This is a genomic window from Rhizobium vallis (assembly GCF_003985155.1).
GTDB lineage: Bacteria > Pseudomonadota > Alphaproteobacteria > Rhizobiales > Rhizobiaceae > Rhizobium > Rhizobium vallis.
This window is the reverse complement of the sequence record NZ_ML133690.1, coordinates 240087-251416: the sequence shown is the minus strand read 5'-3', so window position 1 is coordinate 251416 and position 11330 is coordinate 240087. Positions and strand designations below refer to the sequence as shown.

The window sequence follows — 11330 nt, the reverse complement described above, 5'->3', positions numbered from 1 at the left end:
ATCATCGCGACCCCACGGTCCCGGTGAGCGATATCTGCTGTCCGGTCGTCTGCAGCAGGCGGCGACACGCGGATGTCGCGGCAGGATATCCCGGCAAGGATTTAGTGGAGGAAGTGCATGAAAGCGGTCGTTTTCCTTGGCGAAGGACAGTTGGAGATTCGAGACTATCCGGACCCAACGCCAGGCCCGGACGAAGTGGTCATCCGAATGAAAGCCTCTGGCATGTGCGGGAGCGATCTGCACCATTTACACGAGCCCAGGCGAGGTGAAGACCAGATTGTGATCGAGGGGCACGAGCCGTGCGGCGTCGTCGAGGCGGTAGGATCGGCCGTTTCTCCGCGTGAGGCAAAGGTGGGCGACAGGGTTATGGTCCATCATTACGATGGATGCAGGACGTGCGAGCACTGCCGTTCTGGCTGGACGCAGTTTTGCGAGACCGACCGCATTGTTTACGGCGGGCTAAACGGTAACGGCGCACATGCCGAGTTGATGAAGGTACCCGCGCACACGCTGATCAAGCTGCACGACGGGATGTCCTTCAAGGCCGGCGCGGCTGTAGCCTGTGGCAGCGGGACCGCGTATGCCTCACTCAAACGGATTGCCTTAGCCGGCGACGAAACCGTTGCGGTTTTCGGACAAGGTCCCGTCGGGCTCAGCGTCACGATGTTCGCGAAGGCCATGGGCGCGAGGGTCATTGCCCTGGATGTCAGCGAAGAGCGTCTGGGAATGGCAAAGAGGTTCGGCGCGGACATCACAATCAACCCCTCGCACGACGATCCCGTAAAAGCGATCAAAGACCTCACACGCGGTGGACTTGGTGCAGACAAGTCTGTCGAATGCAGTTCAAACATCCATGCTCGGCGTCAGGCAATCCAGTGCACGCGGACTTGGGGCGCGACCTGCATCCTCGGCGTTACCGGAAACATCGAGTTCCATAGCAACGACATCATCCTGAAAAACCGGTCTGTCGTTGGCTCTCTGACCTTCTCCAAAAACCTGCAATCGGACTGTGCGGACTTCGTCATGGAAAGAGGCATCAATGTCGACGCCCTCTTCACCCACGAGTTTCGCCTGGAACAGGCGAAGGAAGCGTACGAACTTTTCGACCAGAAGAAGATCGGAAAAGGCGTCTTCGTCTTCGATTGACCGCAGTGGCAGGAACACCAACATGACGATAGCGACCCACATAATCAGCGAGAACGCATCCCGCTTCTTGCAGCGCAAGACGCATAGCCTCCTCATAAATGGAGAACTGGTATCTCCGTCGTCCGGCGGCAAGATCGAGGTCCGAAATCCGTCCACGGGGGATGTCCTCGGATATCTCGCCGCCGGCGAAAGCTCGGACATCGACGACGCGGTACGGGCGGCGCGAGCAGCCTTCGAAGGCGAATGGAGCCGATGGACGCCATACGAGCGTCAGGCCCTCCTTTTCCGCGCATACGATCTGCTGAGCCGAAGGTTCGACGAGGTCGCTGAGATCGAGTCTATGGACATGGGCGCACCGATTTCCCGCACCCGGGGATCAAAGCCGGGCGCTTTACGAATGGTGCAATTCTTCGCCTCGATGGCCCTGAGTGTCCGTGGCGAGACCTTGCCAAACGGCCTGGCTGGTGACGTCACGACCATGACGCTCCGTGCCCCGGTTGGCGTAATCGGTGGCATCATCCCATGGAATGGCTCTCTGACCGCCTTGTGGTGGATCATCGGGGCCGTTCTCGCCACAGGATGTACGACCGTTCTCAAGCCGGCGACCGAAGCATCGTTGAGTGTCCTTTACCTCGTCGAAATGCTTCAAGAGATCGGCCTGCCTAAGGGCGTCATCAACGTGGTCACGGGTCATGGCTCTGCAGCAGGCGACGCCCTCGCCCGTCACCCAGATGTCGATCGGATCGCCTTTACAGGGTCCACGGAAACGGGGCGTCGCATCATCGATGCGTCTAAGGTCAACATCAAAAGACTTCAGCTGGAGTTGGGCGGAAAGTCACCGGACATCGTTTTCGCGGACGCGGACCTGGCCAAAGCAGTGCCTGGTGCCGCGATGGGCATTTTCTCCAATTCAGGGCAGATTTGTTTTGCAGGTTCCCGCATCGTCGTGGAGCGGACGATTGCGAAGGAATTCACTGCCCGCCTAGCCGAGTTTCTGAAGACACTGAAGTTGGGACACAGTCTGGACCCTTCGGCACAGATAGGGCCAGTGATCTCCGAGAAACAGCGGGATATTGTTTCTTCCTACATCGAAGCTGGGAAGCGAGATGGGGCTACGCTGATCGCAGGGGGCGACACGCCGACTATCGACGGGAGAGGCTACTTCGTTTCGCCTACGGTTTTCTCTGACGTCGACATGGGGATGACTATCGCGCGCGAGGAAATTTTCGGGCCCGTTGTATCCGTAATCCCGTTCGACACCGTCGATGAAGCGGTGAAAATCGGAAACCAAACCGAATACGGTCTTGCAGGAGCCGTCTGGAGTCAAAACATCTCCACCGCCCTGAACGTTGTCGATCGTATCCATTCTGGCGTCATGTGGGTCAATTGCTATGGTTTGATTGACCCTCTCGTCGGCTTCAACGGCGCAAAGATGAGCGGCTACGGAGCCAAGGGCGGGTTAGCACATCTGGACACGTACCTTTACACGAAGAGCGTCTACATCCAGCGCTAGGTCGCGTAACGGACTACGCGTCAAATTTTATCGTCGCGAATCCGAAGACCCTACGCATGAGGCTGAAAGGGACGCGTAGCCAACGACTGAGGCTAGTGCTCCCTTTCATTGGCTCGAAGGACCAGTCTATCAAGGCGCGGCCCGAGCCCACGGCCCGAAGCTTTCAACTGGTCGATGATGCGCTTCCCGTCGTAGGGCCACTGCACTCGGTCTTCGGGCAGCAGCTTTTCGAGCGCGGTCAGCAACGCCTCCACGCCGTCGTTATCCAAATCATCGACGTTGCAGCTGAGATGCATCATGTGGCCACGGGACAGTGAAACCAAGCCTCGAGACACGGCATCGATGATAGGCCCAAAGAGCGTGGGCAACCTCGATGCAAAACGAAACAGTTCCGCCGAAACCTGCGGCGTGCGGAGGGTTCGCTGTTTCGGCCAGACCCGGTTCAGGAACGGTATGACCAATTCCATCCATTCCTGATGCGCAGCGGCCCAGTCACTGACAAAGCGGAGTGCCGCATGTCGGACGTCGTTATCGCCCAAGATAAGAACGTCTCGCATTTCCTGGTCTGATACCGTCCGCTCCGCCGCCTTGCCGGCCCAGCCGCTGAGAAGGTAACCAACTAAATTATGTTCGTCGCGCCCGCCCTTCCCGATCCTCGTCAACATAGGCAACTTCAGCTTCTGAAGGATAGCTTGTTCTGGAACGCGGCCCATTCTGGCGAAGCCAGACCAAAATGCATCGCCGTCCGGACCCTTTGCGGTGGCTTTTGACAATACGTGGGCGTCGGTCCAAGCGGGCTCGTGGTAATGCAGCCACGATGCGCGCATCGCGACGTGATAAAGAGCATGCCGCCCATGATCGCCTGGAAGGTTCAACACCTTTGTGAGGCGCGCTATCCACTGCGGCGGAACAGCATGCTGGCCGTCGGGCAAGCGGATGTCCACTAAGGCCTGGACCAGTCGCCCAATGGGTGAATTCAACGATTCAAACGACCAATCACGGGACGGCTTCTGTTTATACTGGGAAGGATGCACCGCGGCGGCTGCAACAATTCTATCCCAGATAATGTCGAACTCCCCGAAGCCTCGAGCCTCCAGAGCAACGGCCCGGTTCGAAAGCCAATCCACCAGAGGGTACCAGAGCTTCGCCACCTCATCCGTTGAAAGTGATTGGATCAGTGTAACGACCACCGTGTCCATCCGAGCCGACGTCTTCATCTTGCTGGTCGATCTAAGGAAGGTCGACCAATAGTGCCAGGTCGTATCCACAGTTCGGCGCATCGCACTGTGAAGTGCCAAAATGGCGCGGGCAGGCTTCATTGCGCAGTAACCGGCAAAGGGGTCGTACTCGGTAAAGTCTAGCCCCCGTCGTCTCGGCAGTTCGATCGGCAACAATTCACTCGAACGGACATTTAAGATGCTGGTTGGGTCGCTGTCGGTTACAACCGAGTGTACGCCGCTGAATTTTGGCCGTGCCGTATATTCTGCATACTCGTCCTTCCAAGCTGGCGCGAGCGCCCTCAGTCGAGATTTTTCGGCTTCCACGTCGAACGAGAATGTGACGCCGTTTTGGGCAAACCAATGGAGGGCGCTCAGGCGCACCATTGCCGCAGTGGTCCTCGCCTCTTCGACTTCGGTCATCTCAAGATATGGAATTGGAGATGACAGAAGACGCGTCTCTATCGATTTGCGCCCGTTGGAAGAGATATCTGGCCATCGGTCTCTGATTGCGAAAAACAGGTCCCGCTCGTGGTTCGATGACCAAAACACTCTGTCATCCAATTTCGCGAAAATGGCCTCAGCATATTCCGAACTCGTGAGTGCAGAGCGCCCTGCAGCCCAAATACGAAGGCGCTCGAAGACTATCCCAGTGTAAGCCTCCCATGCCATCACCTCTCGGGCGGCTGCTCCTGGATTTCCATCTTCCAATGCTTCTAATAAGTGCGTGAAGCGCAACAGAGGCCCTGTCAATCCGTATGTGTCCGCGCTGAGCTCTTGACCGTCGTCGTCCGGTCGCGTCGTATCGAGCTCGATCCAAGCACCTATCTCGATTTCCATTCTTTCTGCGTCTGCAAGGAGGCCTCTCCATAGCTCCGCCGCTAGAGGCAGGTGTTGAACGTCGAATTTGAATTCTTGGTGTGGCCGCGGATACTCGACATCCAGCGAAATGAAGCCTGCGGGATCGTGATCAGGGCTAGAAGGCGGTTCGACACCATATTTGCGCTGAACTGAGATCGCGGGCCGACATAGCTCGACCGCTTCACGAACAAGGCCAGGCGACCAACCTTCCCGAAGTGCCCGGCCACTGATTTCCAGCGCCGCCTGGTCGACTTCCCGGTTTGGCTCCTTCCAGAACGCTAGCAGATAACGCCAGTATTTCGGCATAGGGCCTGGATCATCACTCAGGCGATATCGCAACTCCTGTTCCAATTGAAAGATGAGATTCTGATGCGCTGTCCGCAAACCCGCCGCCCACCAGAGGGTAGGTGCTTCCTTCATGCGCCTGATTAAAAAGATCGACAGGCTCCATAGCCGCGGTGCGATCGCCGAGTGCGCGTAGATGCTTCCCAGCTCCCTTTCGTGTATTCCGATTAGATCGCGCTTGCTTGCGCCAAACGCATTCCATGCCGAAGCAGGTGCTTCCCTCTTGTGGAAATCATCTTCCGGATCGTAGGGCGGTGGTGGTTCATCTCTATCAAGGCCGAAATGCTCGAACGGATCAAATTGCCCGCTATTAGGATCGCCTCGATCAATCGGTTCGGGCCGGAGATACCGCACCGCCGGATCAAACGTATAGAGCCAAGTCGATGGGACCGGTGGCTCTGCGGACGCGAGCTTGGCCATTCCCACGACCGTGGAAGCCATGTGAGCAATTCTTCCACGGAAAACCGGTGACGCTTGAGATGGGCCTGACGAGGCATCGACTACCGTTTGGTGATGCCATGCGCTCAGGTCCCGAGCCCTTTCTGCCCAACCTCGAAGCGTTTCCCAAAGATTGCTGTAGTCGCTCCCGAACGCAATCGGAGTCACCCCCTTCTGCATCCACTGTTCCCGTGCGTCGGCTTCGTCGCCGTATTGAAAGGCGTAGAGGCTGGTCGTCGGCGATTGCTCTTCCCTTAGCGCCTCAAGCAAATACTGAACCGGTGGGTCATCGGCGGAATAGCCTATGAACACGATCTTGTATCGGTTCATGAGCTTGCGGATGTAATGCGTTGCCCAACCGTCCGAAAGATATGCCTTTCCAAAATCGCCACTCGAAAGAACGACGGCGTCGGAGATTCCCGAATAATCTCGGTCAACGTGACCGTGAATATGAATAATGCCCTCGAAGTCGGCAGGACGATCTGGAACAGGAAGGCTCGCTGGGCCCCAGCTCTTCAATTGCGCATCACACTTTTCGAACAGCAAATCAAAGTTGGTCGTGATGAGTCTTGGTCGCCCATCAATGCCGCGCGAAAGGTCGATCAACGTTTTATGGGCGGTCAGATCAGCATCCGGCTCGGGCCTCAAAGCCCGCGCAACCGCGCCTCGCACCTCCAGTGGGTCGAATTCCAAGTCCAACGAGCTGAACATCCGATCGACAGGCACGAAGGATTTGAAACCAGACGGTGATGTCGTGCTGGCGGCATCGAACAGACGTCTGGCTTGGCTGCCCGTCAGAGACCCTAGCTCTTCGATAACGTCACCCGCCAGTCTCAAGAAATCAGCGAGCCCGGCGAACGCGAGAGACACGCCCGCGCCGCAAAAGAACAAGACATCCCCCTCATCTCGAGCAATCAGAAGCTCATCGGGTATGTCTGGGCCGTTCTCATTGAAACGCACGCGCCGCTCCCAAGCTGACCTGTCGCGGAACCGCAACAACTACTTTTGTGTCAGCGAGAGATACATGACTTTCGAATGCCTAAGCAACTTGAAGTGGGTACCGCGAACATATTTTGGGGCCATCACTTGGGAGGCTTTGCAGTCGTGTCTCAATCAAAAACAGAGGAAGGATAAGGGATAATGGCAGGGCGGCCGCGACTTGATCAGCCACCGAGCCCCGTATCAATCAACGGAAGCATATCCTGGCTTTTTGTAGAGCGTATCCTTACGGCCCTTGATCTCCGGCACGAAGACCTCGCTTTCCCACTTATCAGCAGGGACATCCTCGATTGCAACGGAGACGGATTCGTCCTTACTTCCAAGAACGCTCATAAGCGTCTTCGCAAGTCGGTCTGAAAGCTCTTGTTTTTGGGTTGATGAACGGCCTTCAATCATCTTCACAACTATATGCGGCATTTCAAACCTCATTTTCCCGAGTACTGGTCGTCACTGACATGTTCCAACCAGTCTACGACTTTACCATCAAGGCTCTCTTGAATGGCAATATGCGTCATTGCCGTGGTGGGCGATGCTCCGTGCCAATGCTTTTCGCCAGGTTCAAACCAGACCACGTCACCAGGGCGGATATCCTCAATCGGCCCTCCATCGCGCTGCACGCGGCCCAAGCCGGCGGTTACGACAAGCGTTTGGCCGAGGGGATGCGTGTGCCAGGCAGTGCGTGCGCCCGGCTCGAACGTCACAGAACCGCCCGCACCGCGTCGTGCGTCGTTTGGTGCAAACAGCGGATCAATGCGAACCGTTCCAGTAAACCAATCCGCCGGACCTTTTCCCGATGATTGGCTCCCGTTTCTGTCGATCTTCATTGGAATACTCCTTGTGCTACAAGTCGAAATGGCCTGCACGCTCAATATAGCGTTCCTCGCTATCCCGATTACCAGTCCCAATCGGCATGGTCTTATATGGATAGCTCATGAGTAGCGACGTTCGGCCTGCCCTTCAGAAGGGCGCAACGACACCAGCATTATTGTCGTTCAGTGCGAGGTCCCGTAGCGGCATAACGAAGATTGACCATGCCATGACCAAGGCTTTGACAGTCGATCAGAGAAAGCTCGACCTTGCCAGTGAGCCCGTCTGGGCCGAACTCAACCACGCTGTCGGTGCCGGATCGACCTTCCAAGGCCGGCGCAACGATGAAATTGATCTCATCCACCAATCCGGCAGCCAACAGCGCTCCGTTGGTTCCAGCACCGCCTTCAAGTACGATGCGTTCGATACCTAATTCCTTGTTCACGACGTCAAGCAGCGTCCTCACGTCAAAGTCGGCGGTCTCGGCTATCACGTACGAGACGCCGTCGGCAGCTAACTCGGCAAGGTAGCTGTCAGGAACGTCGTGCCCTAGAAGAGCGATGATATGATCACCGAACAGGTCAGGTCCCTTATAGTGGACCGCGCCCGATCGGTCGATCGCAATCCCGAAGCTCTTGGCGTTTCGGTTTGCGAAATGGGCCGGCCTCTTGATGTTGTGCGGTCCCTCTGGTGCGTGGGGCACGCCCTTGGCCATCTCAGCCATTGTGACGCGGCCCACCATCCAAGCCTGGCCCCGAAGTTCCTCGCGCACCTTATCGCATATCTTCGAGAAATCAGACCTGTCACCGTCCGGTGATTTTGTCCATCGACTCGGATGAAGACTACCATCCGGTGACGTCAGCATAAGACATGCGATAAAAGGTTTCACGAGCGGTCCCTACCTCTCCGATTTCTATACGAGACATTTGAAGTGCCTGTCTGCGGGCTTCAGATGGCGTAACGATCTACGCCATCAAGGGAATAAGACCATCAATCGACTTTTTAGCATCGCCGTAAAACATCCGTGTGTTCTCCCTAAAAAACAGGGGGTTCTCGATGCCGGAGTAACCCGTCCCCTGCCCGCGTTTGGAGACGAATACGTGTTTTGCCTTCCAAACTTCCAGCACCGGCATGCCCGCGATCGGAGAGTTGGGGTCTTCGAGGGCGGCCGGATTTACGATATCGTTGGAGCCGATGACGATAACAACGTCTGTGCTCGCGAAGTCTTCGTTGATCTCATCCATTTCCAGCACGATGTCGTATGGGACTTTCGCCTCGGCGAGGAGAACGTTCATATGGCCGGGCAATCGGCCGGCGACCGGATGAATTGCGAAGCGAACGGTCTTTCCAGCTGCGCGTAGCTTCCGGGTTAGCTCCGAGACTGCCTGCTGCGCTTGTGCCACGGCCATGCCATAACCCGGAACGATGACAACACTCTCCGCATCGTTGAGAGCCGAGGCCACCCCGTCGGCGTCGATCGCGATCTGCTCACCGACGATTTCCATGGCGGGCCCGTTGATGCCACCAAACCCACCGAGGATGACGGAGATGAAGGATCGGTTCATTGCCTTGCACATGATGTAAGATAGGATCGCGCCGGACGAGCCGACCAAAGCTCCAGTCACGATCAGAACGTCGTTGCCCAATGTGAACCCGATCGCAGCTGCTGCCCAACCAGAGTAGCTATTCAGCATCGAAACCACGACGGGCATGTCCGCACCGCCGATCCCCGTAATCAGATGATAACCGATGAAGAAGGCGAGCACCGTCATGGCCAGGAGTTGCCACGCGCTGCCTTGGTTTGCGTACGCCAGTAGAAGGATGAGAGAGAGAATTGCCGCTCCTGCATTCAGGAAATGGCCCCCGGGCAACTTCCTCGCCTTCCCGTCGATTTTTCCGGCCAGCTTTCCGAAGGCCACGACCGATCCCGTAAAGGTCACGGCACCGATGAAGACACCAAGAAACACTTCGACCTTCATAATCGAGAGCTCCACCGCTGTCTTATGGGCCAGAATACCTGCAAAGCCAGCGAGTGACGCTTGCGCCCCCTCGTCCATCAGCGCAATGCGGGCCGCTTCCAGGTGGGCATTGAAACCGATGAATACCGCGGCGAGCCCGACGAACGAATGTAGCGCCGCGACGAGCTGTGGCATTTCCGTCATCTGGACTTTGCTCGCGAGGATGTACCCCAGCACTGCGCCACCCGCGATCATTCCGGCAATGACAAGCCAGTTCCCAACGCCGGGGCCAAAGATGGTGGCGACTGTGGCTAGCGACATCCCGATGATGCCATACCAAACAGCCCTCTTTGCACTCTCCTGCCCGGAGAGCCCCCCCAGCGACAAAATGAATAGAACAGCCGCGGCGATATACGCAGCGGAAACAACACCGATTGTCATGATTTCCCCTCAGATCAGGACCGCTGGAACATGGCGAGCATTCGCCGCGTCACCAGGAATCCCCCGACGATGTTAATGGTGGCGATAGCGATGGAGATCGCCGCCAGTGTCGCGACCAGCCAGTCGCTGGAGCCGACCTGAAGCAGTGCCCCAAGGATCACGATCCCCGACACCGCATTGGTAACCGCCATCAACGGAGTGTGCAGCGAGTGAGATACGTTCCAAATAACCTGGAAACCAACAAAGCACGCCAGCGCGAAGACCACGAAATGCGCCATGAAGCTCGCGGGAGCAAACGCTCCGAGGACGAGTAGCAGCGCGGTGCCGCCTAGAAGCAACAGGCCTTGATTTTTCGTCTGCACCTTGAAAGCAGCAGTTTCCTTTGCCCGCCGTTCCTCTGCTGTCGGCTCCTCTGCCTTTTCACGGGGCTTTTGAGCTGCAATGGCTTGGACTTTCGGTGGTGGTGGCGGGAAGGTGAGTGATCCGTCGAACGCCACCGTCGCTCCCCGGATCACATCATCATCCATGTTGTGAACGAGTTTCCCGTCCTTGCCAGGCGTCAAATCGGCCAGCATGTGTCGAATATTCATCGCATATAGCGAGGAAGACTGTGCCGCCATGCGGCTCGGAAAATCGGTGTAGCCAATGATTGTAACACCGTTATCGGAGATGACCTTTTCGTCGAGCCGAGTGAGATCGCAATTACCTCCACGCTCGGCCGCAAGATCAACGACGACGGACCCCGGTTTCATCGCCGCAACCATGTCCGCCAGCCAGAGCTTCGGAGCATCCCTCCCGGGGATCAAAGCCGTCGTGATGACGATATCGACCTCTGGAGCAAGCTCCCTGAATTTCGAAAGCTGTTTTTCTCTGAACTCAGGGGACGACGGGGCGGCATAGCCGCCAGATGCGGAGCCATCTTGCTGCCCCGCGAAGTCAAGATAGACGAATTCGGCTCCCATCGACTCGATCTGCTCGGCCACCTCGGGGCGAACGTCGAACGCAAGGGTGATCGCCCCGAGCGACGTCGCCGTTCCGATCGCCGCTAGACCGGCGACGCCGGCTCCGATTACCAGCACCTTCGCTGGCGGCACCTTGCCAGCAGCGGTTACCTGACCGGTGAAAAAGCGTCCGAAATTGTTGCCTGCTTCTATCACGGCGCGGTATCCCGCGATGTTTGCCATCGACGACAACGCATCCATCTTTTGCGCACGGGAAATTCGTGGAACCATGTCCATTGCGATGGTGTTCACGCCCCTCTCGACCGCTTGCTGAAGAAGTCGCTCGTTCTGGCTTGGATAGAAGAATGAGATGAGTGTCTGGCCCGCAAAGAGGCGATCCAGCTCGTCCGGCTGTGGTGGACGAACTTTCACCAAGACATCCGACGCTGCGGACAATGCAACAGCGTCCTCGACGACAACTATGCCCGCCGACCGATACGCCTCGTCCGAGAAACCCGATTTCGCGCCCGCACCGCTCTCGACAAGGCATTCGTGGCCTAGCTTTATCAGTTGGCGAGCGCTGTCAGGGGTCAGTGCCACACGAGCTTCTCGCTCGGTGGTCTCTTTCAGTGATCCGATTTTCATTGAGTTCTATCCGAAGTTC

At 57.1% G+C, this 11330-nt stretch carries 8 protein-coding genes; 2 read left to right on the top strand and 6 right to left on the bottom strand.

Annotation, left to right across the window (positions count from 1 at the left end; genetic code table 11):
- The first annotated feature begins 117 nt into the window (after window positions 1–117).
- Complete coding sequence (locus EFQ99_RS16710) at window positions 118–1146, top strand: zinc-dependent alcohol dehydrogenase family protein (RefSeq protein ID WP_126922111.1); 1029 nt, start codon at window positions 118–120, stop codon at window positions 1144–1146.
- A gap of 22 nt (window positions 1147–1168) precedes the next feature.
- Entirely contained in the window at window positions 1169–2659 is a 1491-nt protein-coding gene (locus EFQ99_RS16705) for an aldehyde dehydrogenase family protein (RefSeq protein ID WP_126922110.1), read from the top strand.
- Between the two features lie 92 nt (window positions 2660–2751).
- Here EFQ99_RS16705 and EFQ99_RS16700 read toward each other — a convergent pair whose 3' ends face one another.
- The 6 genes from EFQ99_RS16700 to EFQ99_RS16675 form a co-directional block, all read right to left on the bottom strand.
- Window positions 2752–6480: an SIR2 family protein gene (locus tag EFQ99_RS16700; protein ID WP_126922109.1), complete on the bottom strand. Its 3729-nt coding sequence runs from the start codon at window positions 6478–6480 to the stop codon at window positions 2752–2754.
- 222 nt (window positions 6481–6702) lie between these two features.
- Window positions 6703–6936 carry a tautomerase family protein gene (locus EFQ99_RS16695; RefSeq protein WP_126922108.1) on the bottom strand — a complete coding sequence of 78 codons (234 nt, stop codon included), beginning with the start codon at window positions 6934–6936 and terminating at the stop codon, window positions 6703–6705.
- 8 nt (window positions 6937–6944) lie between these two features.
- Window positions 6945–7343, bottom strand: coding sequence for a (R)-mandelonitrile lyase (locus tag EFQ99_RS16690; RefSeq protein WP_126922107.1), 399 nt, complete (start codon window positions 7341–7343; stop codon window positions 6945–6947).
- Between the two features lie 158 nt (window positions 7344–7501).
- Window positions 7502–8215 (bottom strand): dihydrofolate reductase family protein, encoded by a 714-nt coding sequence (locus EFQ99_RS16685; protein WP_126922106.1) that lies wholly within the window; start codon window positions 8213–8215, stop codon window positions 7502–7504.
- Between the two features lie 76 nt (window positions 8216–8291).
- Window positions 8292–9725 (bottom strand): NAD(P)(+) transhydrogenase (Re/Si-specific) subunit beta, encoded by a 1434-nt coding sequence (locus tag EFQ99_RS16680; protein WP_126922105.1) that lies wholly within the window; start codon window positions 9723–9725, stop codon window positions 8292–8294.
- A gap of 14 nt (window positions 9726–9739) precedes the next feature.
- On the bottom strand, window positions 9740–11311 hold the full coding sequence (locus EFQ99_RS16675) for a Re/Si-specific NAD(P)(+) transhydrogenase subunit alpha (protein ID WP_126922104.1): 1572 nt from the start codon (window positions 11309–11311) through the stop codon (window positions 9740–9742).
- Window positions 11312–11330: the final 19 nt, after the last annotated feature.

What these genes read in the sequence shown, in the direction of transcription:
- EFQ99_RS16695 (WP_126922108.1), bottom strand. Translation starts at nt 6,936, where the DNA reads ATGCCGCATATAGTTGTGAAGATGATTGAAGGCCGTTCATCAACCCAA.
- EFQ99_RS16680 (WP_126922105.1), bottom strand. Translation starts at nt 9,725, where the DNA reads ATGACAATCGGTGTTGTTTCCGCTGCGTATATCGCCGCGGCTGTTCTA.
- EFQ99_RS16710 (WP_126922111.1), top strand. Translation starts at nt 118, where the DNA reads ATGAAAGCGGTCGTTTTCCTTGGCGAAGGACAGTTGGAGATTCGAGAC.
- EFQ99_RS16690 (WP_126922107.1), bottom strand. Translation starts at nt 7,343, where the DNA reads ATGAAGATCGACAGAAACGGGAGCCAATCATCGGGAAAAGGTCCGGCG.
- EFQ99_RS16705 (WP_126922110.1), top strand. Translation starts at nt 1,169, where the DNA reads ATGACGATAGCGACCCACATAATCAGCGAGAACGCATCCCGCTTCTTG.
- EFQ99_RS16675 (WP_126922104.1), bottom strand. Translation starts at nt 11,311, where the DNA reads ATGAAAATCGGATCACTGAAAGAGACCACCGAGCGAGAAGCTCGTGTG.